We start from the raw sequence: 25,783 nt of genomic DNA, 5'->3' as shown, positions 1-25,783 counted from the left end.
TGCAGCAAAAGGAGTCTTTTCTTTTACCAGCCGAAGAGCTTCTATAGGATCGCCTCTTTCAATATGAGCAACATAACCCTGGATATCCAGATGTCCGGGACAAGTCATATGACACGGCGATACACAATCTCCGTAATGCTGCTCCAGCATTAAAGTTAAAATTCCTTTGCGGGTTTCCAAAACAAGAGGAGAATCCGTATGAACCACCATTGCTTCTTTAACCATTGTAGAACAGGAAGCAATAAGCTTGTTTTTGCCTTCCACTTCGACTACACAGATCCGGCAGGCTTCTTCAGGTTTTAACAATGGATTGTGACAAAGTGTTGGAATAAAAATCCCTTCCTGAACAGCAGCCTGCAAGAGGGTACTTTCGGATTCCGTGGTAACAGTTTGACCATTTATAGTAAGAGATACTTTTGACATATATCGCTCCGATATAAGTATTTATTTGTTGTTAAGTAAAACATTCCAGATATATATAAAAGGAATGTGTTCACAAGCTAACTTTTTTAAAAGCATTGTTATATATACATTATAAATAAGTCAAAATGATAATATAAATCAGACAGAACTTGATTATAGTAATTATGAATTCTTAGTGTTGATTTTCTAAATAGCATAATATGGAAATTAGGATTAAATTGAGATGGATATGGATTTTGGGATTATTTGATTGTAAACGTATTACTCTGAATTATTTTATTGATTATTTAGGCATACCGGCAATTATCATAATTAAAAAGGGGGCTACCCTGACAGGCAGATATGTATTCTTTAAAGGAATATCGGCCAATCCTTATATTTTTATTTTTCATCACTTTTGTCCAAATATAGTTTTTATATAAGTAGATAGACAGCAAAAGGTTCGTCGATGTTGTCTAGGCCGAAGCCGCTCCTTCAAACTCAACTAACCTCTCGCCGAACTTTGCCGTTAAAGCCCCTGTTGGGCAAACTTTCGTACATTCCCCGCAGTCACGACATTTTGCCTCAATCTCACACTCATCGGCAAACGTCGCAACCACTCGATCAAAACCCCGGTGAACAAACCCAAGCATATTCTTGCCAAGTTGCTCCCGACATACCCAAAGACAGCGGCCACAAAGAACACATTTTCTCGTATCATTAATAAACGCCGGATTGCTTTCATCAGCTTTGACATCATTAACTATTTTCCGGAAACGGTCGGATGTCAGTTTTATCCCCAGATGTTTAGCTATTCTCTGAAGCTCACAGGACCCTTTGCTGGAGCAAGCAGCACACTCTACCAGGTGAGAAGCCATGAGAAGCTCAAAACCGGTACGAACCAATCGCAGAACTTTTGCGCTTTGCGTGTTAACTACCATTCCCTGTGTAATTTTTGCGGTGCAGGCACTGACCAGGTCATCTTGACCTTCTATTTCAACAAAACACAAACGACAGGCAGAGATAAGCGAGCTGCTTCCTTCTATAGCGCACAGATGTGGAATGTAGCATCCATTATTAAGAGCCGTATAAAGCAGGCTCTCACCTTCCGGAGCTATAATTTTGCTGCCGTCTATAGTTATTGAAATTGATGAAGCCATCTATCCTGAAATACTCCTACGTTTTAACACTATTTTTATCAGCTATCTTGTCGGCAGGCGAAACCTTAACAAAAGGAGAAATATCAGTTGCATTACAGATATACAAACATATACTGCATTTGTTGCATTTATTCTGATCGATAAATTTTTTATTATATCTTATGTTTATCAAGCCGTCCCACATAGTTTTATAGCTGACCGCATCGCACAGATTATCACATACATGACATGCCGTACTGCATCTGTAATCCCTGAAGTGAAAGGAGATCAAATCATTACACACCAGCGCCCGACAGTATTTTTGAGTTATATGGGCCTCATATTCATCCCGGAAATAGCGCATAGTTGTCAGTATTGGATTCGGTGCGGTCTTGCCAAGACCACACAGTGACCCTGCACGAACATCATGGGCAAGCTCATAGAGTATATCCAAATCTTCAATTCTGCCCTGGCCCTTGGTGAAGTCGGTAAGCATAGCCAGCATTTGTTTGGTCCCAAGCCGACAGAACGTGCATTTGCCACAAGACTCCTCCTGAGTAAATTCGAGAAAATAGCGTGACATCTCCACCATGCAGTCATCTTCATCAAGAACAATCATACCTCCTGAGCCCATCATTGCGCCAAGTTCAATGAGCGTGCTAAAATCCACAGGCGTATCAAGGACAGATTCAGGGAGGAACCCTCCCGATGGACCGCCTATTTGTACTGCCCTAAATTGCCTGCCATTGGCAATTCCGCCACCAACATCATAGATAATCTGTCGCAAAGTGGTACCCATGGGTACCTCAACCAGACCGGTATTTACGACTTTGCCGGCAAGGGCAAAAATGGCGGTTCCCTTGCTTCCCTTGGTGCCGATATCTGCAAACCAATTCGCTCCCTTTGATATAATGTGGCGCACATAGGCCAAGGTTTTTACATTGTTAACAAGCGTCGGGGTTCCAAACAGTCCTTTAAACGCCGGATAGGGCGGCCGGTGCCTGGGTATTCCGGGTTTTCCCTCTAAGGATGATATGAGAGCGGTCTCTTCACCGCAGACAAACGCCCCCGCACCCTGAAAAAGTTTCAGATCAAAACTGAAACTGCTGCCGAGAATATGTTCACCGATAAGACCATATTGTTTCGCCAGTTCAAGAGCAGTCTGTATGCGTTCAATTGCCAGCGGATACTCAGCACGAACATAGATATAACCCTGCCTTGCTCTAATAGTATAACCGGCAATAATGATTCCCTCAATTACAGAATGCGGATCGCTTTCTAAAAGCGTACGATCTAAAAACGCTCCCGGATCGCCTTCATCACCGTTGCATATTACATATTTTGTTGACCCAGGCGCGTTAAAGCAGGTTTCCCACTTCTGCCCTGTGGAATAACCGGCACCCCCTCTGCCCCGAAGTCCGGACCGCTTGATCTCATCAATAATTTCTTCAGGCTGCATCTGCAAGGCTTTTCTAAGAGATGAGTAGCCGTCTGCAGCAATGTAGTAATCGATGCTGCAGGCATCAATTATGCCACAGTTCTTGAGCACGATTTTTTGTTCATATCGGGATCTCTGAATCTGGGTAAAGCAGCACAGAGAATCATTTGTATCCAAAATCCCCAACACATATTCCTCAAGCTGCCTATCGTTAACAATACATTCACGAATAAGCCTTCTGGCAATAACGGTATCCACATGCCGGTAACAGGTGGGAGAAACCCCTGGTTTGCTGACCACTACAAGCGGCTCTGCATAACAGTGGCCAATGCAGCCGACCTCAATGACAGAGCAGTCAAGATTCTTATCTTCGATCTCTTGTTTTATTGCATCAAACGTCTCCATGGCACCTGCCGACCTGCCGCAGGTAGCAGTTCCTACCATTATTATTGTCCGGCCACTATCACATACTTTCCTCAAATTGGCTTCGGAATTACACTTGATTTTATGAAAGGCAGAGGTAATATTTGACGACTCAGGTGGTTTCACGCTATTATATTACCTGTCTTCGTCTTCTGCCTGCCATCCGCTGGATAGCAGTATATTATCTACTTCAGCAGGTTTACACTTTCCATATATTTCACCATCAACTTTAATCACCGGCGCCATCACACAACACCCGACACAAGGTACACCGTCAAGATCAAATTCGCCATCAAGTGTTGTTTCACCCTTATCTATGCCAAGTCTGTTCTTCCAGAGATCCATGATGTTATTACTTCCTCTGCAATGACAGGCTGTGCCTGTACATATTTTTATCGATTTACGGCCCGGTTTGTTGAATCTGAATTGATGGTAAAAAGTTGCAGCACTATATACATCAATTGCCGGTATATTGAGAAGTTTGGCCACTTCCAAAATAGCCTCGCGCGGCAAATAGCCGAACATTCCTTGAACCTGCTGCAGAAGAAAAATGAGATTATCTGCGGCCAAAAAACTCTCACCTATAGCTTCACCGGTTTTCTTCCGAATACTATCCGGATTTTCATTTACAAAATCGTCAATTTCATATGTAGTCAACAAAAAGGACCCGTCCTGATTTATTTTCTTCTATTTTATTAATTCGCAAATGTTTAAAATCAGAAATCAAGCTTAATATTGCTGGGATCAAGAGGCGTTGCAGGCCGCCTGGAAGGTGAAACTTCAATGATGAGAGAGACCTTCTCATCATCTACAAACCCCCGGGTGCTCAGCTCCTCAATGCCGGCATTATCTATTAATAGCTGATACTTCGGTTGTCCATCCATCCTGATAGTGCACAAGTCCGCACGCATTTTATATGTGGGAACGTGTTGGGCATACTCTATTCCGAAAATTGCTTTCTTAATCGTAACATATACCTCTTCATCCCCAAAACCGCGGGTAAGCAACTCTGCATAATCTTCGAAAGACAAGCCGATTAACGCATGCCTTCCATTAGTCAGGTTAAGAAAAAAAAGCTTGCCTGTAGTCTCATATGGGTCATTTATTTGCAAATAACTACCTCCCGGAACCTTACAGATATTGCATGCCTGCTGCCAAATCAATTGTCTATAAAATATTGTGCTTCTTGCTGCGACCGGGCATGCCCATCGGTGATTTTTTATTATTATTGTCCATCCAGTCGCGAGCTTTTGTACTGCTTTTTTCTATCTTAAAACCCTCGTGAAGCCGGTTGATATGTAATCTTATTCTTTCAAACCAGCGCTCAAAATCAGCTTCGAGGTCCTGCTTGGGGTAGTTCCCCTGACGGTAGTACTTAAGATATATAGTTTCGGTAATTTGCTGAAATTCACTTTTTGCCCAACTCAACAGGCCGCCGTCTTCCATAGCATAATGCTTTCTTGCCACATACATGGTATTAGCTAACCGCGCCGACTCATATAGTGTGAAAAAGGCCAATTTGATTTGCCCATCGCGCTGTGCCGGTTCCATTGACAAGGCAAGCACAAACTTCTGCCTCGCTTCTTTCAGGGTCTTAAATGTATCTTCAAAATTAATGGGCATTTGCACCAGCCTTAAAAAAGAGAATTCAGGAGTTTCTCATCGGTTATATCGATATTATTCGCCTTTGTCTCCCGTTCCAACTTCTCGAAATTGTATACCTTGACATCCTCGGGCGCCAAAGTGCCGTTTTCTACAAGCTCCCGCAGGCTCTGTAGCATATGCACCGAATGGGATGTGATGATTACCTGTTTCCCCTCATTGCAGATATCACCGAAAATTCCGGTCACAGCTTTTTGCATCCGCGGGTGCAAATGCATCTCAGGTTCCTCAATTGTAATCAGTGTCTGACTGGGAAAAAGCGTGCCCAGAATGATCGAAGATACCGATTGATTGATCCCGTAACCTGAGTTCACGGCGCTTACCCACATGTCGCCCTCGGTAAGGTCGATCACAACGCTTGGCCCTCCCAATACATACGGACTCGCATCAACTCCCAAGCGGCTCAGCCTCTCCGACATCACATCGAGTTGCTTTTTGGCATCCGGGTATCTCTTTGCTTCATTGATCCTGAATAGTATCAGATTGGCAAGCCATTCCTCCAGAAGCGACATATCTCCCGCACGCTTTGAAACGTCTTCTATCGACGGCTTGCCGGCAAGCAGGGGGTAACTATACTTCGTAAAACCTCTGTTCGAGGAGAGATAAAGCATATTTTCGAACCAATCGGCCATAAATTTTTGAAGAACGGTTGTAACTTTGAACTCCATTTCGGTGGTCGCTGCGAACACACCGCCTCCATATCCGCTGGCCGCCTGCCCAAGAAAAACCCGATCCCATGGCTCCACCACCCCGGGAGCCTGGGTATCCCAGTGCCAGGCCGATTCGCCATTGATGAAAAACTCCTCGCGAGTTGCTTTTGCAGCGGCTGTTACATCGTAGTCAAGATCTTCCGATGAGTTCGAAAGCGATACCTTTATTCTTATCGGCAGGCTCATATCGTGTTTATGAACGGCTTCGCGGTATTCTCCTAAACGCAACAGGTAATCGTTATACATGATCTCTTTTCTGCTGATGCTTTGCTTAAGAAACGCCATCGACTGCAACACCGATGTCTTGCCTGTAGAATTTAAGCCGGTCAGTACATTGAACTTCGCAAACTCAAGATCAATATTCTTAAGCGCCTTAAAGTTTTCCAAATGAATCTTCTTCAACATATGTAAATCCCCTTATTAACTTCATTAATACTATCGCATGGGTATATGCCAATTTCCATCTATTACAGGATCAATCACAATAGCTTTATAGGCGCATACTGCCCTACATTTTTTACATCCAACGCAGACGGAACCCCGCTTAAGTCTTGTTTTATTCAATTCCTCATCAAAGATAATATACTGCTTCGGACAAACCTCAATACACTTTCCGCAATTTTGACACTTATCAGATTTGATCTGTATTCTATAGGCTAAAAGTTTTTTTGCCAACGGTTCCCCCCAAATCACTTCGTCCAGGTGTTAAACGGAGGCTCACCGGCCCTGTAAACCTTAACCAGAGAGCCCTTGATATTGCAACCACCCTGATATGGGTCGTTGTGGTCGGGATGATTGCTCAAGGCAACATTCGGGTTGGACATGAACCAACCTACGGTCCAAGGCTCCTCGTGAGGAAGTTCAGGATAGTACCAGCCATGCTGGGCAAAGATTGTCTTGGGAAGAATATCCGAGCACAGCTTGGCGCGCTGCATGAAGCGACCTCTACGGCTTTCGATCCAGCACCAGTGGCCGTCGCCTATACCGAGTTCTGCCGCTGTTTCGTTATGAATCTGAAAATACGGATCGGGATAACGGTTACGAAAGCCTTTAACGCCGCGATGGTCGGAAAGATAATAAGGCATAAACCGAGCGCCGGCACACATGATCAGCGGATATTCCTCAAAGACATCGGGAGTCCTTACCGGTGATTCAAACGGCTCCTCGAAGAACGGCACAGCAGACTCGTCGTCAAAAAACTTTGCAACGGTGTTCGAGAAACACTCCACCTTGCCGCTTGGTGTGGCAAAACCTAAGACCTCGCCGGTTTCCGGATCGTTTTCTTCATGCCACATCGGAACCGGCGACGGGATATACGGCTTGTCCAGACATTCCTGGTATGTTTTGTAGCCGAGAGGACTCATAATGTGGACATAGGTATCCTCGGTAGTTTCCCACGGATAGTACTTCTCCCATTTTTCTTTCGGATGCAGTAGCTTTGCAAGTTCTCTCCAGAACGTGTAGCAATCGCGGCGTTCGTACTGAGGCTCTATAGCCTTTTCACCAAACCAGAACATGTCGTTGCAAAGACCCCACAGCGGGTAAGGCCATGCAAGAGCCTTCTCCAGAAAGTCGGCGGAAGGAAGCACGTAATCCGCCATACAAGCGCTGGCAGACCAGACATATTCGTGAATTACGATCAGCTCGCACTGGTGCAAAGCTTTATGAAGCGTCTTGGATTCGGGTTGGTTGGTGTAGGCGTGGCTTCCCTGTTCGAAGAAAGCTTTCACAGGATAAGGCTGTCCGGTCAGCATTGCAATATTTTGATAGGATGAGCTGTAGCTGCAGCAAGCGCCCTGAATATTGATATAATCCTTCTTGAAAATTCTTTTCTGAACGCGTGCAGCTTCATCGTAGCCGATGCGGCCGCCTAACTTGTAACGGTTCATGCCCAATGTTTTGTCTTTTTGTCTCTGCGATACGATCTCAGGGTGTGAAAGCTCTGCTGTGTTGTGAAACTTCGCATTGTGCGGAGGGGTCAGATATGTGCCGCCCGGGTTATTCAGACTCCCTACGATCGCGCGGATAAGTCCCTTAGCGCGGTTGGTCTGAAAACTGTTGTATCCGGAAGCATCGGTGGCAAGACCGAAGAGGAAGGCGGCCTCCGGCGCGCACTCTGCATAACAGCGCGCAGCAGCAGCGATCTTTTCCGCCGACACCCATGTAATCTCGGCGGCTTTTTCGGGCGTCATGTCTTTTACTGCTTCCTTGAGTTTATCGAAGTCGGCGACCCATTTGGCAACAAAGTCCTTATCGTAGAGCTCTTCAGTGATGATAACATTAAGCCACGCAAGCGCCATGGCACCGTCAGTTCCGTTTCGCAAAGGAAGCCAGTGATCGGCCCTGCGGGCGTAGTCAGTGCATCGCGGGTCAACGACGATCATCTTGGGATGTGTAATCGGCAAAAGATCGCAGAAACCCCAATGCTCCGGGAAATCTCCCGACTCAGCGCTGTCCTTGCCCCACCATACTATGCAGTTTGTCCTCGGCATAACCTGGGAAACAGCGAACTGGCCGTAGGTTATGGTATCGGCGCACAGCGAGGGCGAATAGCAAATCTGGGAGCCCCCGGAGCTTGAGTTAGGAGCATCAAGCATATTGAAAAACAGATCGCGCTCCCAAATATCGGTTCTGCCGGTGCCTGCGTTGTTGCATATGCACTCCGGTCCGTACTTGGCAATGAGTTCTTTCAACTTGCCGGCAATCTCCTGATTTGCCTGATCCCAGCTAATCCGCTCAAACTGACCGGAACCGCGCGGCCCCACCCGTTTCATCGGATAATTGACTCGATTCGGGCTATTGTGAAAATCAAGGGCGTATTTAGAGCGCTCGCAAAGCTTGCCCTGGTTTACTGGAGTGGCAGGATTACCCTCAATATGGGTAACAACTCCGTCTTCAACCGTTGCCAGCATACCACAGCGAGTGTGACTCATGTGGCAAAAGGGTTTTTTTATTTCTCTCTTTATTTCTTTTTTTACCATTTCTACCGGCATTTTTTAATCCTCCATAAATTAAATTTATTATGATGCGCGCAGGTAAAAAAGAAAGGGAAACATCAAAGAAAAATACATTATACAATTAAAAAGTTAGACATGATCTTTCGGTCTTACCTTGCGCCTACCAAACCCGGGTAGCAATTTATTGTACTTTCTCAGATAAATCGGAAAAATAGAAACACGATGTTACATCCGTTATAATTAAGTTATTACAGTATCAGCAGGATAAGTTAATATTATCTGTATTATTTAAAATTTATATCGATTCAAGTGTATACTACATACTGTTTTTGTAATAGTAATTGATATGCTTAAATCGTGCCAATATATAAAATAATCAATATTTCAATATGATATAATTATAAAGCTAAATAATAATCAAAAACACAGTACTATTATTCTGTATTTAGAATAATAGTATCAATATTTAGAATATCGGTTATTTATTTTCGTAATACCGAATTATATATAAAATAATTATTGCTCCTCGCTAAAATGCATGAGTAATTTAACAAGACATGATAGATTCGCTTAAATGCCAAAATAAATAATCGATTTTCCCTATTTGCTATTCATTACAGGTCTTCTACTGCAGGATTTCCTGTGTTTTGGCAATTTCTTCGGCGGTAACGGATCTTCGTATTTGTTCCATTTTTTCCATTGTGTTCCTAAAGCGAATTCCCTCGGTGGCACTGATCCACTCAAGCTGAAGCCGATCCCGGCTTATGCCCAGCTTATCCATTTTACGCCACATCCTGTTTATTCGCTTTTCTGTCCAGTGGTTGGCATTAATGTAGTGACAGTCGCCTAAGTGGCAACCTGATATAAGAACTGCCGGGGCGCCCTTTGCAAACGCCCGGAGAATGAAATTTTCGCCAACTCTTCCGGAACACATTGTCCGGATCAATCGTGTATTTGCAGGATATTGAAGTCTTGATACCCCGGCAAAGTCAGCGCCCGCATAGGAGCACCAGTTGCAGGCAAAAACCGGGATGATTTCCCCCGGATCTTTCTCAAGAAGAGCATCAATCTGCGCCTCTATCTGTTGATCGGTGAAATGATGCATCTGTATGGCGGCCTCGGGACATTCCGCCGCACATGTGCCGCAACCCGAACATGAGGCGGTTGTAACTTTAGCAGGAGTCTTTCGCCGTTCATCCATACTAATAGCGTTATATGGGCAGATCTTTTGGCATAATCCGCAGGAAGTGCATTTTCCCGGATCTATCTCTGCGGTTATCGCTTCGAGTTTCAGAGTGCCCGGATTCATCAGCCGGATGGCGCGCGCTGCAGCTGCCGATGCTTGTGTGACGCTGTCTTTAATATCTTTTGGACCTTCGGCACAACCGGCAAAGAAAACACCTCTTATTGCAGAATCAACAGGCATAAGCTTGGGATGCGCATCCAGATAAAAACCATCCGAATTTTTTTGCAGAGCAAGCATCTCCTGTATTTTGTGCATATCATCGGGAGGCTTTACACCCACGGCAAGTACTACCATATCCACACGATGTTTTTTTATATCAAAACTTTCGGAACCTTCCACCGATAGTATAAGATCACCATTTGTCGGATCTTCTTCTATCGCTCCCGGAAGTCTGCGGATATATTTTACTCCCATACGCCGTGTGCGGCGGTACAGTTCTTCAAAGCCGTTGCCGAAAGCACGGATATCGATATAAAATACTTTTACTTCAATATCTTCGAAATGTTCCTTGAGCATAAAAGCGCATTTGATGGTGTTCATACAGCAAACATTGGAACAATACGCTTCTCCTTTCTGAAGAGACCTGGACCCCACACACTGGATAAAGGCAACTGATTTAGGCCGCTTTCTGTCGGTAATTCGGAAAACCTCTCCCTTTGTGGGGCCACCGGCATTTATGATTCGTTCAAATTCCATGCTGGTCAAAACATTTTCAAACCGCGTGTAGCCGTATTCATCAAGCACGGTAGGGTCATAAACATCCATACCCGTTGCTACGATAATCGTACCTACCTCAAAATCGAGTTCCTCATCGCTCATGTGAAAATCGATACATTTTTTCTCGCATCGTTCAACGCACTTTCCGCAGACAACAGGATTATATCCGAGGCAATTTTCGATATCAATCAGATAGGCGGACGGTACTGCCTGTGGGAAAGGGGAATAAACAGCTCTTCTGTAACTCAGACCAACATCAAAAGCATCAGGAACAACTACAGGACATACATCGGCACAATCGCCGCAGGCAGTGCACATATCTTCCTTAACATACCTTGCATGCTTGAGCACACGGACGTGAAAATTGCCGACAAACCCTGTTACCGCCTTGACCTCGGAAAAAGTCAGCAGCGTAATATTGGGATGTCGTCCAACATCTGTCATCTTGGGGCCTAGAATACAGATGGAACAATCCATGGTAGGAAAAGTCTTGTCAAGGCTGGCCATAATGCCACCAATGCTCGGCTTTTTTTCAACCAGGATAACCCGGTAACCAGCATCGGCCAGATCCAGAGCAGCCTGAATGCCGGCAACCCCGCCGCCGATAATCAGCGTGGAAGGGTTGACGGGAATTTCAGCCTCCGTATGCGAAGTAAGATGCTTTGCACGGGCTACGGCAGCACGAACAAGATCACAGGCCTTTTTTGTGGCACCCTCCTTGTCATTTCCATGAACCCATGAACAATGTTCACGAATGTTAGCCATCTCCAAAAGATAAGGATTTAACCCGGCTTCTGAAATACATTGCCGGAACGTAGGTTCATGAAGTCGCGGCGAACAGGAAGCAACCACCAGTCTGTTTAGATTATGATCAACAATATCCTTTTTGATCTGTTTTTGCCCGGGTTCCGAACAGGTATAACCGTTATGGCGCGAAAGTACTACATGTGGAAGTTCTTTTGCATAAGTCGCAACCTTGTCACAATCCACCACACCTGCTATATTTAAACCGCAATGACAGATATAAACGCCGATTCGTATTTCTTCAGATTCTCTACTTTCTTGATGCAACACGGTTTCCAACAAAATATCCTTTTTCTACTTTTTTATGTTATCAATCTAAACCGCTCACTAACCGCAGGAACCACCACCGGAGCCACAACTTGAACATCCGCTTTCAAATTTAAGATCGGATGTAACAATAAACCCGTTTGAGCCATAATCTACGCTGATGGGCTGGGCCTTCTTCAGAAGATCTCTGTCGATCAGGTATTGGATTCCGTCAACTCTAAAGGTTGAATCATTATCTCTTTTTTCATCAAGAGCCAACGCCATCTGCGGGCCGCTGCATCCGCCCTGGTTGATAAAGATCCGAACAGGCTGTAGTTGCATCTCCTTAACCTTAAAAAAGGATTTGAGCTCCATTTGAGCTGCTTCTGTGACAGTAAACATGACTCCTCCTTTAAACAATATTCTGTGATATCCGGTTTTGTGACATATGAGCTCGTTGCTTGTTCATTTTTATAGAGGGCCCAAGGGCTTCCACACTTTTACATACATCCCATGCCACATCGGCAAATTTGGTTGCTTCGGCTGATGATATCCATGAAAAATGCAGTCTTCCAGGCTCGATGCCGGTGTGTTCCAGAAGGCTTTTCATCAGCGCAAACTTGCGTCGACCATAGTAATTTCCTTCTATAAAATGGCAGTCTCCTGGATGACATCCTGAGACCCATACGCCGTCGGCACCCTCTCTGAAAGCGGCAAGTATGAATTTGGGACTGATACGTCCACTGCACGGAACCCTTATAATCCGGATATAGGGCGGATATTCAAGACGGCTCACTCCCGCCATATCAGCTGCTCCGTATGTACACCAGTTGCACAAAAACGTTATTATATTTGGTTGCCAATTTGACATGATATTTCTCCTTATCATGATATTTGTTTAATCAATATTGATTTAAATCCTCTTTTAAATTCCCACGGATTATGCATCCGTGTCTACCATGCATGTCACAGGACAAGCATCAACACAGGCGCGGCAGCCAGTACAGCGTTCTGCGATTATACTGCGCGCTTTTTTCCTGACCCTGACTTTAAAATTTCCGGGCTTTCCGGAAACACTTTCGACTTCCGCATTTGTGACAAGCTCTATATTCGGATGCCTGCCGGCAGTTACCAGATAGGGTGCTAAAATACACATTGAGCAGTCAATCGTGGGAAATGTTTTATCAAGCTGAGCCATTGCTCCTCCCACAGCAGGAGTTTTTTCAACCAGATACACAAAATAACCGGAATCCGCCAGATCAAGAGCAGTCTGGATGCCTGCCACACCACCTCCGACTACAAGTATTGCGCCAACAGGATTTTCACTCATATATCTCTCCTCTCTTTTTAAGGTCTTGGCAGCATGCCTGCTTTTTCGGCAATCTCGGCAACTCTGTGTTCCCATTCGATAGCCATCAGATGAACGCCTGCAACACCTTCCATTTGCTTGAATTCTTCAATTTGTTCTATGGCGATCTTTATGCCTTCTTCGGCATATTTTCCTTTTCCGGCGCCTCTTAATCTCTCAATCAGCTCAGGCGGGACATCCATGCCAGGAACCTGCTTTGCCATATACTGGGCCATACCTACACTTTTCAAAGGAGTTACTCCTGCAAGAATATAGCATTTTTCACATAAACCCATATCCACAGCCATTTTCATAAACTTTCTGAATTTGTCCATATTGTAGATACACTGAGTCTGTACAAAATCGGCTCCTGCATTAATCTTCTTGGCCAGGCGGTAAACACGGAATTCAAAAGGATCTGCAAACGGATTACTGGCTGCACCAATAAACATTTTCGGAGAAACGTCTATTGGTTCTCCATTTAAAAACTTTCCTTCATCTCTCATGGTTTTAACCAGATTGATAAGCTGCATGGAATCTATGTCATAAACGTTTTTAGCTTCCGGATGATTCCCGAATATCTGATGATCTCCTGACAGACACAGCATGTTTCTGATGCCCATGGAATAAGCGCCGAGAACATCGCTCATCATAGATAGACGGTTTCTATCGCGGCAAACCATCTGAAAATTCGGCTCAACACCTTCTGAAACCGCAATAGCTGAAGCCGCCCAGCTGGACATTCTTACAACTGCCGTTTGATTATCGGTAATATTGACTGCATCGACATTACCTTTCAGGAAAGCAAGTTTTTCTTTAAGATGTTCTACATTAGCTCCTTTGGGAGGCCCGCATTCACCGGTAAAGGCAAAATTTCCCGATTTCAAGACTCTTTCAAGATTACTGCCGGATTTTATATCATTCATATGGCAAGCTCCTCCCTTACTGATTTTCGCGGGCCGCCATCTCTTGATGTCCGCCAGTTTTTGGCAGGAGTAAAACAAAGTAAATCATCAAGTCTTCCCTGCTCCATCTTCTTTTTTACGATCATATCCCAGACACATTGTACTTCCTTGCTGATTTCGCAATAACCGCTGGAACTGCCGCCGCAGGGTCCGTTCATAAGACTCTTGGAACATCTCGCTACAGGGCATAAACCATCGAAATTATGTATTACGCATGTCCCGCACCCCGCACAGCGTTCTTCCCAGACACCGTGTGACGTTGCGCCTCCGAAAAATTTGGTGTTTACAGCCGGAAAGAATTTTTGCTGCGGATAGGCTTCGGACAGAAATTGCGGGCCCACACCACAGGCCATTGAAATAACCGCATCATAATCATTTATCGTAGATTTTACCTGTTCTATATATTCGGGGTCACACTGTCTTTCTATGGTTATTTGATCAACTTCAAGGGGATGCCCTTCTTTTTTCCTGACAATATTCAGTGATGCCGCAAGTATCTGCACTTCTTTGGCCCCACCGACATTACAGACAGTTACACAGCCCTTGCATCCTATAATTAGTATTTTATTCCTGTCCGCGATCATATCCAGTATTTCAGACAGGGGTTTTCTATCAGCAACAATCATGTTTCACCTCTTCTATGCTACCTGCTTGATATTCAACGGGCTTGGACCAAGCTCGAATATTTTTTCCGCCATTTGGTTTGCGATTTCTGCAAAACGGGGGCCCATAGCCGATGAAAGATTAAACATCTCAACACGTTCCGGTTCGATTCCAAGTTCGGAAAGAGTTCTTTTTACATATTCTACTTTTTTTCTGGTTTTTATATTTCCGCAGACAAAATGGCAGTCTCCTTCCATGCATCCCGCTACGTATACACCGTCCGCACCGTCTTCGATTGCGCGAAGAAGATGAATGATATCCACCCGTCCGGTACACGGGACCTGGATGATCTTTATATTGGAAGGGTAGTTAAGCCTCATGGAACCCGCCAGATCAGCGGCAGCATAAGCACAATATTTACAGCAGAATGCTATGATCTGAGGTTCGAAATCTTTATCCATATATCTTACTCCTGTTTTCGTAACTACTCAGGTTGTGAAGTTCACAGTTCAAAGTTCACGGTTGGTTGCCTTGTACTTTAACCTTGAACCTTTAACCCTGAACCCTGAACTATGAACCATGGAACCCGTATAGTTACCTGTTATCTAACATGATGCCTCTATATAAAATAGTGCATCAGTCTTCGCATTTATCTGATCATCGGTAAAATGCTTCAGTGTGATCGCCTTTCCCGGACATTCGGATACACAGCAACCGCATCCATGGCAGTCGCTTGGTTCAATAACTGCATATCCTTCCTCTTTAACCGTTGGCACATTATAAGGGCAGGTTCTTACGCAAGTAAGACATGCTGCACAGCGATCCGGATTGACCGAAGCCACTACGCTGTCAACCGCGATCGTGTTCTTTGATACTATTTTCATTGCTCTTGATACTGCGGCTTTTGCCTGCGCAATGCTTTCATCAACACTTTTGGGATAATGGGCAATGCCGGCCAGAAAAAGTCCTTCAGATGCAAAATCGACAGGTCTTAATTTGGCGTGAGCTTCCACGAGAAAACCGTCGCTGTTTGTCGGAACCTTGAAATGTTCAAACAATTCCTTGTTTTCATTCGGAAGAATAGCTGCAGCAAGTACTACCAGATCAGGATTCATCTCAATCGGTCTTTGCAGAATATGATCCTTTACAGTCAGCTTAAGTTCTTGTCCGTTATCAGAATCAAGCACTGGCGGATTATCCTTATTATAGCGTATAAAACGGATACCCTGCTCCCTGGCCTCCTTGTATAAATCCTCACGGAATCCATATGTGCGGATATCCCTGTAAATGATAAATATCTGCATGTCAGGATTTATCTTCTTTAATATCAATGCACTTTTTATGCTGTGTGTGCAGCATACCCGGCTGCAATAAGGTCTTTCTTCGGTACGTGAACCTACACACTGAATAAATACTGCCATTTTGCTGTTTTTTAATTTTTCGTCATTATCTCTAACCGCTGCATCCAGATCCAGATGAGTCAATATCTGCGGATATTTTCCGTAAAGGTATTCTTCCGGTCTGTATTCCTTTCCGCCTGTGGCAAGTATTGCCGCACCATGATTTATAACTTTTATATCCAGCGGATTAATTTCTGATTTCAATGTGGTTGTAAAACTTCCTATCGTGCCGGTAACATGACCAACTTTAGTTTCAAGAAAAATCTTTATCCGCTTATTATTCTGCACATCTTCAATTAAGTTCTTAACATACGGAAGAACTTGTTCACCCTGCCATGTTGCATTTAGACCAAGCGCCATTCCTCCAAGCTGATTGCTTCTTTCCACAAGGAAAGCATCAAAGCCCTGCCTGGCAATGCCTAAAGCAGCTTCAAGGCCGGCAATTCCACCACCTACTACAAGAACAGCCTGTGTTACATCCAGGGTAACCTGTGGAAGGGATTCTAAAAGAGCTGCTTTGGCAACAGCCATTCGCACAAGATCTTTCGCCTTTTCCGTGGCTCTTTCAGGAGTTTTCATATGAACCCAGGTATTCTGATCCCGGATATTGGCCATTTCAAAAAGATAGGGGTTAAGTCCTATCTCACGAATGGTCTCCTGGAAAAGAGGCTCATGAGTACGAGGTGAACATGATGCAACAACCACACGGTTGATGCCTTTTTCCAGTATAACTTTTTTTATGTTTTCCTGAGTATCCTGGGAACAGGTAAAAAGATTATCTTCCGTATGTATGACATTCGGAAGCGTTTTGGCATATTCCCTTATGGCAGGAACATCCGCAACCCCGCCTATATTGATGCCGCAGTTGCATACAAATACTCCTATACGTGGCTCTTCTTTACTAAAGTCCTTTTCGGACGGTAATTCTTTCGTAAGCGTAAGACTCCATCTTTTTTCCGATAAATCCTGTGTAGCACTTGCCGCGGCAGCGGATGCCTCCATCACGGACTGCGGAATATCTTTCGGGCTTTGAAAAGTTCCGCATACATAAATACCGTCTTTGCTTGTACAAACAGGTGTAAGATCGCTTGTTTTTGCATAACTATGGTCATTTAAATCTATACCAAGTCTTTGAGCCAAAGCTTTTGCATCCTGTGAGGGTGAAAAGCCTGTGGCAAGCACAACCATATCAAATACTTCTTCCTGTACTTCACCGGATTCGGGAATATATTTGAGTTTCAGTCCGCCATCATCAAGTGGTTCAACAGTATGAACTCTGGAACGTATAAATCTGACTCCGCTTCCTTGTTCAGCTCTTTCCCTGTATCTCTCAAATTCCTTCCCGTGTGTACGCATATCCATGTAAAAGATGGCTGCATCAAGCGGATTATCGGCATGTTCTTTAGCAATTATGGTCTGTTTTATGCTGTACATGCAGCAAACCGAAGAACAGTAACTGTGATCCGCATGATTAATGTCGCGTGATCCGATGCACTGGAGCCAGGCGATTTTTTGGGGGATTTCCCTGTCGTATGGCCGCATGAGATGCCCCTTATAAGGCCCTGAAGCGCTCAATATACGTTCGAATTCCAGGCTTGTAACTACATTAGGATGACGGGAATATGCGTAAGTATCTATCAAAGATGGATCAAAAAGCTCATTTCCCATGGCAAGTACTACAGCCCCAACCTCAATCTCGGAAAATTTCGGCTGATCCGAGTAAGATATTGCGCCTGCAAGACAGGCTTTTTCACACATGCCGCATCCTATACAGATATTTCTATCTATAGTATATGAAAGAGGCACTGCCTGGGGAAACTTGATAAATGTCGCTTTTCTAAGATCCAGCCTGCAATCAAACTCATTTACTGCCGTTACCGGGCATACCTGGCGGCACTGACCGCAGGCGGTACATTTTACCGAATCAATATAACGCGGATTATTTTTAAGTTTTGCCAGAAATGCTCCGGCCTCACCTTCCAGGGATTCCAGTTCACTGTTTGGAATTATGTTTATGTTAAGATGCCTTCCCACTTCTACAAGAAAGGGCGATATTACGCACATGGCGCAGTCATTGGTTGGAAAGGTTTTGTCCAGCTGTGCCATGAGTCCGCCCACACTGGACGTACTGTCCACCAGATGGACATAATATCCGGCATTGGCCATATCTAAAGAGGCCTGTATGCCTGCGACACCGGCGCCTACCACCATTACGCTGCCGACTTTATTGTTTGTACCTTTGGTTGACATTATATTATTATTTCACCTCTTATTTATACTGTAGCAAAACCGGCGGGGTGTAAAACCCCGCCCTACGTCTCAACACTATCATTTATACCGGGCTTGCAAATCTGGGAGTATTTCCTTCACAGCCTTTAAGGTCGGCCAAGCCGCTCAATTCCAGTTCATTGAGCCTTCTTGAAACAGTGTAAATTCCAATACCGGTTTTATCCGCCATTTCCTTCACTGTGGCAGGACCTTTGTCCAGTACTTCCTGAAGCAGGGCTTTTTGGAATTCAGCAATTATTGCATCATTTTTCACCTTTTCAAAAAGTATCGGATCAGTCTTTTCGTGATATACATTTTCATTTTCCGTCAGATGACGATCAATTCCCACAAGCCAGCGCAACCGTGTGGTAGTTAATGCTCTTGTTAATGCGTTTAAAGCCATTTCATGATCTTTTGCATTAAACGGGCCTGCATCCCTGATAATATTGGTAACTTCAACAACATTATCTGCAAAGGGCTGAGCTTCTGCGGCACTTGCCCAGCGCAGGTGTGCCCGCTTTCTGCCTATGCCTGAAAGGTCAAGTAATTGTGCGAGCATCTCCATACGTTTAACCGCATACTTGTTGCCGTCCAGATAATGGCAGTCGCCTATGTGGCAACCGCTTACCATTACACCATCAAAGCCTTCTTTTAAGGCATCAACTATAAACAAGGGATCGATACGCCCCGAACACATGACTCTTACAATTCGAATAAATGGTGGATATTGAATTCTTGATACTCCTGCCAGATCGGCGCCCGCATAAGAACACCAGTTGCACAGGAATGCCAGGATTTTGGGTTTAAATGAATCGTTCATTATTTTTCTCCGTATACAAAATGCAATCAAGCATTGGTACCGCCGGCACAAACGGCCGCCAGTATCTGGCTGTCGCGAAAATGTTTCATATCAATGGCTTTTTGCGGACAACCCGCAGCACAAACTCCGCAACCTTTGCAAAGCGCTGAATAATTTTCAGCTCGATACCCCTTGCCAAGCACCTGTTTCAGCCTTATGGCGCCAAAGGCGCAGGACTGTTCGCATAAACCGCAGCCTATGCATTTATCCTCATCCACCACGGAAACAATAGGTTCTATTTGTATAGTGGATTTGTTCAGAATAATAGCTGCGCGTCCGGCGGCCGCCTGGGCCTGGGCAATGGATTCTTCAATAGGTTTGGGATAATGAGCAAGCCCTGCCACAAAGACGCCATCTGTTGAAAAATCAACCGGTCTTAGTTTTATGTGGGCTTCCATATAAAAGCCTTCTTCGGTTAGCGGTACTTTCAACATCTGAGCCAAAGATTTCCGGTCATCCGGAGGTACAATGGCAGTTGCAAGATTAACGTAATCGACAGAAATTTTAAGAGGTGTATTAAGGATATGGTCTTTTATGGTAATAATCAGCCCTTCATCCCCATCTCTTTTAACAACAGGCTTTTCATCCACATTGTAGCGGATAAATATAACACCCATTTCCCTTGCCTTCTTATACAGCTCTTCCCGCAAACCAAAGGTGCGCATATCCCGATAGATGATGTAAATATTCATATCCGGCTTTTTTCCCTTGATTGCTATAGCGCTTCGTACTGATGCGGTGCAGCAGATCTTTGAGCAGTAAGGTCTGGCCGGCTCACGGGAACCTACACACTGGATGAATGCTATCGAGCGGGTTTCTTTAAAAATTTCAGGATGGCTTTCAAACATTGAATCAAGTTCATGCCATTTCATCACACGGTCACTTTGGCCATAAAGGTATTCATCGGTTTCAAGGGGGGCTGCTCCTGTTGCAAGAATAACCACACCATGATTAATTTCGCGTTCTTTTTGAGCCGAGTTAACACTTGTTGTGAAATTACCTACAAATCCGTCAATGCTTTGTATGTCTGATTCCAGCAAAACCTCTATGTTTTTATGGTTTGTAACCTGGTCATTTATTTTGGATAAAAAGGCGGGCACATTATCTCCCTGCCAGGTGTTTACGGCATGAACAAGCGCCTGTCCGCCCAGCTCCGAAGATTTTTCTATCAGATAGGTTTTAAAACCCTGATCGGCCAGGTTCAGAGCTGCGCTCATTCCTGCTATACCTCCGCCGATAACAAGAGCATCGTGATTGACTTCGATCTGAATGGGGGTAATAGGCTCTAATAACGCCGACCTCGCTACTGCCATGCGTACAAGATCTTTTGCTTTTTGAGTGGCGCTTTCCGGATCTTTCTGATGTACCCAGGCATTCTGATCCCTGATGTTGGCAAATTCAAAAAGATAGGGATTTAGCCCTGCTTCCTGAATAGTCTGCTGGAAAAGCGCTTCATGGGTTCTGGGTGTACATGCTGCTACTATCACCCGGTTCAGATTTTGTTCGGAAACAGCCTTTCTTATGTTCTCCTGAGAATCCTGAGAGCAGGTAAAAAGCGTGTCCGATGAAAAGACCACGCCCGGCAACTGTTGGGCGTATTTTACAACTTCTGGTACGTTTACAACACTGCCGATATTAATGCCGCAGTGGCAGACAAATACTCCGATACGGGGAGCCTTATCAGCCACATTGATTTCAGGCGTAACCTGTTTGACCTTTGTAAGAGTATCTCTTGCAGAACTTAAATCTTTTCCGGCCATTGCCGCAGCAGCGCTGGCATCGATAACCGACTGCGGAATATCTTTTGGACCCTGAAAAGCACCGCACACATAAACACCTTCTTTTGAAGAACTTACCGGTTCAAGCGCACTGGTCTTGCAGAAATTGCCTTCGGTTGTTTCAACACCCAGCCGTTTCGCCAGATCCATTGTTTCTTTTGAAATTTCAAGACCAACTGACAACACAATTTGGTCAAATGTTTCTATTATTGTCTCGCCGCATCCTGTAACGTAGCGAATGCTTAAATCTCCGATTTCGGGAACCGATTCAATGGAATGCATCCTGCTGTTTATAAAACGTACTCCGTGTTTGTCTTTGGCATTGTTGTAGAAACGCTCAAATTCCTTGCCGTTTGTTCGCATATCCATATAAAAAATGGCACAATCAAGATTACCGCCGGAATGTTCCTTGGCGACTACAGCTTCCTTGACCGCATACATGCAGCATACGGAAGAGCAATACCCGTTTCCGCAGTGGTTGTTATCTCTCGACCCGACACATTGCAGCCAGGCTATTTTTTTTGGTTCTTTATGATCCGACATTCTTACAAGATGACCCATTGTAGGACCTGATGCGCTTAAGATTCTCTCAAATTCAAGACTGGTAAGCACATCCGGATTGGTATTATAATGATAGAATTCATCAAGAGTCGAAGGATCAAAAGTATCGGTTCCTGCACAAAGTATAACGGAACCAATATTAATTTGTTTTTCTTCAGCTTTCTGACTGTGATCAACAGCATTTGCAAGACAGGCGTCTACGCACTGATTACACTCGCAGCAATAACCGCAGTTAAGACATCTACCGGCTTCAGCGGCTCCATCCTCTTCACAGTAACCAAGCTCAACTTCCTTGAAATTACCCGCCCGTTTTTCAGCAGCAAGCTCAGGCATTTCAATTCTTGATTTTTTGGGCTCGCCTTTTGGTATGGGCCTGTAAACAGGATTTTCATTTATTATAGCTTCACGGCCTTCGGCCATGTCTATTCCATCCAGATACCTTACAATGGATTCGGCTGCTTCTCTTCCGGCTGCAATTGCTCCTATGGCAACCCATGGGCCTGTCTGAACATCGCCGCCTGCAAAAACACCTTTGCGGCCGGTGACATATGTTACAGAATCTGTTTCAACTGTTCCCCATTTCGAAAAATCTATTCCGGGAATATTCTCAAGCACAGATGAATCCGGTTTCTGGCCTATCGCCGGAATGAGCTGGTCTATTTCAATGTCATACTCACTTCCGACAACCGGAACAGGTCTTCTTCTTCCTGATGAATCCGGTTCTCCGAGTTCCATGCGGATACAGCGCAACCCGACAACCTTGCCGTCTGAAGTCAATATTTCCTGAGGGGCTGCAAGATATGTTATTTCGGCTCCTTCGGTCTCAGCAGCATGAATTTCTTCTTCCCATGCAGGCATTTCAGCACGGGTTCTTCTGTAGATTATATTAACCTTTTCGGCCCCAAGTCTTACAGCGCATCGGGCAACATCTATCGCCACATTACCGCCGCCTATGATAGCAATATTTTTAGCGACCTGTGTTTTTCCGGTAAGATTTACTTCTTTTAAGAAATCAACACCCTGACGGACACCTTCGGCTTTTTCTCCGGGAACGCCAAGATCAAACCCCTTGTGCGCTCCTATTGCTATATAAACGGATTTATAGCCCTGTGTAAAAAGATCATCTATGGTTAGATCGGAACCAAGAGGAGTATTGGTTTTAATTTCAACACCAAGGTTTGTTATTAGTTCTATTTCATTGTCTAAAATATATCTTGGAAGTCTGTGTTCCGGTATACCGACTCTTAGCATACCTCCTGCTTTGGGCAGAGCTTCGTAAATTGTGGAAAGCACACCTTTTTTCGCAAGATGATATGCAGCAGAAAGCCCAGCCGGACCTGACCCTATGATAGCAACCTTTTCTTCTCTTTTGGGAAGAGTTTTGATCTCGATTTGTCTTGGATCGAATTTATCAGCAGCAAGACGTTTGAGACTTCGTATCGCAACAGGATTATCGACATCGCACCTGCGGCAGGCGTCTTCACATCCGTGAGGACATATTCTTCCCAAAACACCGGGCAAAGGCAGATCTTCCATAATGATCTGAAGGGCCTCTTTATATTTGCCCTGGCCAACCATCTGGACATAACCCTGGACATTAAGCCCTGCCGGACATGCAAGCCTGCACGGGGCCTTATCGGTTTTCTGTATGGCGTATGCTCCGGGGATGGCCTGTGCGTATTGCTTATAAGCAGCTTTTCTTTCGGAAAGATTTTGTTCATATCCATTGGGTAATATTACCGGACATACTTTGGCGCATTCTCCGCAGCTCGTACATTTTAAAAGGTCTATATAACGCGGATTAGTTCTTACCAATGCAGAAAAGTTTCCTTTTTCTCCTGTAAGCTCAAGAAGTTCCGAATTAGTTAATAATTCAATATTCGGATGTCTGCCGGCCGTTACAAGATAGGGCGCTAAAATACACATGGAACAGTCGTTGGTAGGAAAGGTTTTGTCCAGTGCGCTCATAGCACCGCCGATTGCCTGGCTTTTTTCAACCAGATGGACTAAATAACCTGAGTTGGCCAAATCCAGTGATGCCTGAATCCCGGCAATACCGCCGCCTACAACAAGAACAGCGCCGATTACATCGCTTGACATGGTCTTATTCTCCTGTATCGTTTGTAGGAAGATTTACATCAACCAGATCATCACCTAAATAGGTACGCTCATTTTCAGCAAGAATGCCCAGCGAGAGAGCAATGATAGTCCAAAGGTGCAAAGTCCTGTACTTCCCTTTTCCAAAGTGCTTTCCCAGCTCGTCAATCTGCGCATGGCAATTATGACATGGAGTAACTACATATGGAGCGCCGGTGCGCATAATCTGTTCGTGCTTGAGAAGACCGTAAGTAAGTCTTGATTCTCTGTATCCCGACTGAAGAGATCCGCCTCCGCCTCCGCAGCAGTAATTGTTGGATTTGTTGGGATAGGTATCGATGAAATTTTCTTCTCCGACACAAGAAGTTAAGACAAAACGCAGATCATCGGCAAGTTCATCTCCAAAACTTTTTCTAACCTGATTGCAAGGATCCTGTACCGTAAATTTGACCTTAAGATCTTTATTCCAATCAGAATTGACTTTAAGCTTTCCTTCGCGAATCCATTTGGCGTAGTATCTTACCATTGGTTCGATTTCCAGCTCAGTTTCTATTTTATGTCTTTGCTGTCCTTTCCAGACAGAAAATGTGGAATGCCCGCATTCGGTGTTGAGATAAACTTTGCATCCAAGCTTCATGGCTGTTTGCAGTGTCAGGTTGGTGATTTTTTTCCACCCTTCATCGTCTGCAAGAAACATGCAATAATTTTCTCCGCCCCATCCTGTGCAACTATAGGTCCAGTCAGCTCCAACTATATTAAGAATTTTCCACAGGGGAACCATTTCATCCGGTTCCGTTACCGGTTCGCGTGAATTCTGGCTCAAAAAGAAATGAGATCCCTCTTTATCAATAGGTGCCGTAAGATTTTCCCATCCGGGCTGTGTTTCCCGAACTTCTTCCAGTACGTCTTCTACAACAAAGCGGAAATCCTCTTCCGGAGTTCCCATTGCACTGCAACTGTCGTTACGAAGAGCCATATCGCATGATCCTAATATTCCTTTGGGTCTTTTTTCACGCGGCCAAAGCTTTCTGGCTTCAAATATCATGGCGGCAATATCTATTTTCATGGGACATGCATATGTACAGCGATAGCACATGGTGCACATCCACACCCAGGGATGTTCCGTAATTTCTTCATCTAAGCCCAGAGTTACCATGCGAAGGAATTTTCTGGGGTCCATGTTTTCAAGACCTGTTGCAGGACATCCTGAAGCGCATGCCCCGCAGGTTAAACAAAGACTTAAGTTGGCGGTTGGAATGAGATGTTGTACTTTGTCTAAAAAATTGGTTTGTTTTTCTTTTCCGATTTTTATTGCTGCTTCGCCCATAATTATTCCTTTTAAATATATTTTAGTTGTTTTCCGGTTCATTGAATCGGAATGTGTTTAAATTAAACGCTTTGGTTTACTACCGGTTTGCCAATCCGCTAAAAATCAAACGCAGATATTTCTCATCTATGTCAGTCAAATAAGTCTCTTCGCATTCTTCCAAAACATTCATATTTTCTTTTGAACTGTCTTCTGATTCGGATTTGCTCCCGGCAATTTCCTGACTTAGACTTTTTGTTAACAACATCGGTGGGTTTTTATTATTTTCAAGCCACCGCTTGCACATATCGTATTTACCGATAAACGATATTATAAGATGTTCACCATCTATTATAGTCATCAGATTATAGCCTCTGCCCAGATCATACTTGACGCAGTTTCGTATTTTTATTTTTCCGTATTTAACTGCAATTTCCTCTTCAGAAACCTCGCCATGACTTTCCATTAATTTTTCTATAATCGTATCAGCTCTTTTAGCTGCTTTTTTATCTGCTTTACGAAGCGACTCCAGTTGCTTTTCAAACTGAGGGCTACGATTAACAAAACGAATCATTTTATCTTCCTTTCTCAGCGTATCAAAAAAAGATCTTCTCCGGTTTTATAGGTAAGTAATAAATACCTATAAAATAAAAGGAGAAAAGTATACTTCCGGACAAAGGTTTCAGTTAAAGTCAAATCTGACAGAAAAAGCTATTTTATTGTATAAAATCTTTAACTTATAAAGATTGCTATGCCGATATAGTGCGCAGAGGTAAAAATGGAATGAAAAACGTCATAGATAATTATATAAGATAATTAATAAAGCAGACATGATCTTTCGGCTTTACCTTGCG

General features: G+C 44.3%; 21 protein-coding genes. All 21 read right to left on the bottom strand.

Features of this window, described 5'->3' with window-relative positions; translation table 11 throughout:
- Positions 1 to 423 (bottom strand): (2Fe-2S)-binding protein (locus KKC46_08595; protein ID MBU1053874.1); only part of this gene is annotated, 423 nt, incomplete at its 3' end.
- Between the two features lie 455 nt (positions 424 to 878).
- A complete protein-coding gene (locus KKC46_08590; GenBank protein ID MBU1053873.1) occupies positions 879 to 1,562 on the bottom strand; it encodes a (2Fe-2S)-binding protein in 684 nt (227 codons plus the stop codon).
- Between the two features lie 16 nt (positions 1,563 to 1,578).
- Positions 1,579 to 3,423, bottom strand: coding sequence for an SLBB domain-containing protein (locus tag KKC46_08585; protein ID MBU1053872.1), 1,845 nt, complete (start codon positions 3,421 to 3,423; stop codon positions 1,579 to 1,581).
- Positions 3,424 to 3,537: 114 nt separating this feature from the next.
- Positions 3,538 to 4,062 (bottom strand): NAD(P)H-dependent oxidoreductase subunit E, encoded by a 525-nt coding sequence (locus KKC46_08580; GenBank protein ID MBU1053871.1) that lies wholly within the window; start codon positions 4,060 to 4,062, stop codon positions 3,538 to 3,540.
- Positions 4,063 to 4,118: 56 nt separating this feature from the next.
- Complete coding sequence (locus KKC46_08575) at positions 4,119 to 4,514, bottom strand: hypothetical protein (protein MBU1053870.1); 396 nt, start codon at positions 4,512 to 4,514, stop codon at positions 4,119 to 4,121.
- A 55-nt stretch (positions 4,515 to 4,569) separates the two neighbouring features.
- Positions 4,570 to 5,025, bottom strand: a complete 456-nt coding sequence (locus KKC46_08570; GenBank protein MBU1053869.1) for a hypothetical protein — start codon at positions 5,023 to 5,025, stop codon at positions 4,570 to 4,572.
- A gap of 11 nt (positions 5,026 to 5,036) precedes the next feature.
- Positions 5,037 to 6,179: an AAA family ATPase gene (locus KKC46_08565; protein MBU1053868.1), complete on the bottom strand. Its 1,143-nt coding sequence runs from the start codon at positions 6,177 to 6,179 to the stop codon at positions 5,037 to 5,039.
- A 30-nt stretch (positions 6,180 to 6,209) separates the two neighbouring features.
- On the bottom strand, positions 6,210 to 6,449 hold the full coding sequence (locus tag KKC46_08560; GenBank protein MBU1053867.1) for a 4Fe-4S binding protein: 240 nt from the start codon (positions 6,447 to 6,449) through the stop codon (positions 6,210 to 6,212).
- 14 nt (positions 6,450 to 6,463) lie between these two features.
- The gene (locus tag KKC46_08555; GenBank protein ID MBU1053866.1) at positions 6,464 to 8,767 is read right to left on the bottom strand and encodes a molybdopterin-dependent oxidoreductase; all 2,304 of its coding nucleotides are present in this window, start codon (positions 8,765 to 8,767) and stop codon (positions 6,464 to 6,466) included.
- Positions 8,768 to 9,356: 589 nt separating this feature from the next.
- The gene (locus KKC46_08550; protein ID MBU1053865.1) at positions 9,357 to 11,777 is read right to left on the bottom strand and encodes a hydrogenase iron-sulfur subunit; all 2,421 of its coding nucleotides are present in this window, start codon (positions 11,775 to 11,777) and stop codon (positions 9,357 to 9,359) included.
- A 48-nt stretch (positions 11,778 to 11,825) separates the two neighbouring features.
- Positions 11,826 to 12,146: an IscA/HesB family protein gene (locus tag KKC46_08545; GenBank protein MBU1053864.1), complete on the bottom strand. Its 321-nt coding sequence runs from the start codon at positions 12,144 to 12,146 to the stop codon at positions 11,826 to 11,828.
- A 10-nt stretch (positions 12,147 to 12,156) separates the two neighbouring features.
- Positions 12,157 to 12,615, bottom strand: coding sequence for a hydrogenase iron-sulfur subunit (locus KKC46_08540; GenBank protein ID MBU1053863.1), 459 nt, complete (start codon positions 12,613 to 12,615; stop codon positions 12,157 to 12,159).
- A gap of 69 nt (positions 12,616 to 12,684) precedes the next feature.
- Positions 12,685 to 13,074 (bottom strand): FAD-dependent oxidoreductase, encoded by a 390-nt coding sequence (locus tag KKC46_08535; GenBank protein ID MBU1053862.1) that lies wholly within the window; start codon positions 13,072 to 13,074, stop codon positions 12,685 to 12,687.
- 17 nt (positions 13,075 to 13,091) lie between these two features.
- Positions 13,092 to 14,018, bottom strand: a complete 927-nt coding sequence (locus tag KKC46_08530; GenBank protein MBU1053861.1) for a methylenetetrahydrofolate reductase — start codon at positions 14,016 to 14,018, stop codon at positions 13,092 to 13,094.
- On the bottom strand, positions 14,015 to 14,683 hold the full coding sequence (locus KKC46_08525) for a methylenetetrahydrofolate reductase C-terminal domain-containing protein (protein MBU1053860.1): 669 nt from the start codon (positions 14,681 to 14,683) through the stop codon (positions 14,015 to 14,017). Before KKC46_08525 ends, KKC46_08530 begins: the two co-directional genes overlap by 4 nt.
- A gap of 12 nt (positions 14,684 to 14,695) precedes the next feature.
- On the bottom strand, positions 14,696 to 15,121 hold the full coding sequence (locus KKC46_08520) for a hydrogenase iron-sulfur subunit (GenBank protein ID MBU1053859.1): 426 nt from the start codon (positions 15,119 to 15,121) through the stop codon (positions 14,696 to 14,698).
- 144 nt (positions 15,122 to 15,265) lie between these two features.
- Complete coding sequence (locus KKC46_08515; protein MBU1053858.1) at positions 15,266 to 18,310, bottom strand: CoB--CoM heterodisulfide reductase iron-sulfur subunit A family protein; 3,045 nt, start codon at positions 18,308 to 18,310, stop codon at positions 15,266 to 15,268.
- Between the two features lie 82 nt (positions 18,311 to 18,392).
- A complete protein-coding gene (locus KKC46_08510) occupies positions 18,393 to 19,148 on the bottom strand; it encodes a hydrogenase iron-sulfur subunit (GenBank protein ID MBU1053857.1) in 756 nt (251 codons plus the stop codon).
- Positions 19,149 to 19,174: 26 nt separating this feature from the next.
- Positions 19,175 to 23,626 (bottom strand): FAD-dependent oxidoreductase, encoded by a 4,452-nt coding sequence (locus KKC46_08505; GenBank protein MBU1053856.1) that lies wholly within the window; start codon positions 23,624 to 23,626, stop codon positions 19,175 to 19,177.
- Between the two features lie 4 nt (positions 23,627 to 23,630).
- Complete coding sequence (locus KKC46_08500) at positions 23,631 to 24,950, bottom strand: 4Fe-4S dicluster domain-containing protein (protein ID MBU1053855.1); 1,320 nt, start codon at positions 24,948 to 24,950, stop codon at positions 23,631 to 23,633.
- Between the two features lie 79 nt (positions 24,951 to 25,029).
- On the bottom strand, positions 25,030 to 25,503 hold the full coding sequence (locus KKC46_08495; protein ID MBU1053854.1) for a hypothetical protein: 474 nt from the start codon (positions 25,501 to 25,503) through the stop codon (positions 25,030 to 25,032).
- Positions 25,504 to 25,783: the final 280 nt, after the last annotated feature.

The sequence above is a fragment of the Pseudomonadota bacterium genome (assembly GCA_018817425.1).
Classification (GTDB): Bacteria; Desulfobacterota; Desulfobacteria; order Desulfobacterales; family RPRI01; genus RPRI01.
This window is presented reverse-complemented; position numbering and strand designations above follow the sequence as displayed.

What these genes read in the sequence shown, in the direction of transcription:
- KKC46_08590 (MBU1053873.1), bottom strand. Translation starts at nt 1,562, where the DNA reads ATGGCTTCATCAATTTCAATAACTATAGACGGCAGCAAAATTATAGCT.
- KKC46_08585 (MBU1053872.1), bottom strand. Translation starts at nt 3,423, where the DNA reads ATGGTAGGAACTGCTACCTGCGGCAGGTCGGCAGGTGCCATGGAGACG.
- KKC46_08570 (MBU1053869.1), bottom strand. Translation starts at nt 5,025, where the DNA reads ATGCCCATTAATTTTGAAGATACATTTAAGACCCTGAAAGAAGCGAGG.
- KKC46_08565 (MBU1053868.1), bottom strand. Translation starts at nt 6,179, where the DNA reads ATGTTGAAGAAGATTCATTTGGAAAACTTTAAGGCGCTTAAGAATATT.
- KKC46_08555 (MBU1053866.1), bottom strand. Translation starts at nt 8,767, where the DNA reads ATGCCGGTAGAAATGGTAAAAAAAGAAATAAAGAGAGAAATAAAAAAA.
- KKC46_08545 (MBU1053864.1), bottom strand. Translation starts at nt 12,146, where the DNA reads ATGTTTACTGTCACAGAAGCAGCTCAAATGGAGCTCAAATCCTTTTTT.
- KKC46_08540 (MBU1053863.1), bottom strand. Translation starts at nt 12,615, where the DNA reads ATGTCAAATTGGCAACCAAATATAATAACGTTTTTGTGCAACTGGTGT.
- KKC46_08535 (MBU1053862.1), bottom strand. Translation starts at nt 13,074, where the DNA reads ATGAGTGAAAATCCTGTTGGCGCAATACTTGTAGTCGGAGGTGGTGTG.
- KKC46_08530 (MBU1053861.1), bottom strand. Translation starts at nt 14,018, where the DNA reads ATGAATGATATAAAATCCGGCAGTAATCTTGAAAGAGTCTTGAAATCG.
- KKC46_08525 (MBU1053860.1), bottom strand. Translation starts at nt 14,683, where the DNA reads ATGATTGTTGCTGATAGAAAACCCCTGTCTGAAATACTGGATATGATC.
- KKC46_08520 (MBU1053859.1), bottom strand. Translation starts at nt 15,121, where the DNA reads ATGGATAAAGATTTCGAACCTCAGATCATAGCATTCTGCTGTAAATAT.
- KKC46_08515 (MBU1053858.1), bottom strand. Translation starts at nt 18,310, where the DNA reads ATGTCAACCAAAGGTACAAACAATAAAGTCGGCAGCGTAATGGTGGTA.
- KKC46_08510 (MBU1053857.1), bottom strand. Translation starts at nt 19,148, where the DNA reads ATGAACGATTCATTTAAACCCAAAATCCTGGCATTCCTGTGCAACTGG.
- KKC46_08505 (MBU1053856.1), bottom strand. Translation starts at nt 23,626, where the DNA reads ATGTCAAGCGATGTAATCGGCGCTGTTCTTGTTGTAGGCGGCGGTATT.
- KKC46_08500 (MBU1053855.1), bottom strand. Translation starts at nt 24,950, where the DNA reads ATGGGCGAAGCAGCAATAAAAATCGGAAAAGAAAAACAAACCAATTTT.
- KKC46_08495 (MBU1053854.1), bottom strand. Translation starts at nt 25,503, where the DNA reads ATGATTCGTTTTGTTAATCGTAGCCCTCAGTTTGAAAAGCAACTGGAG.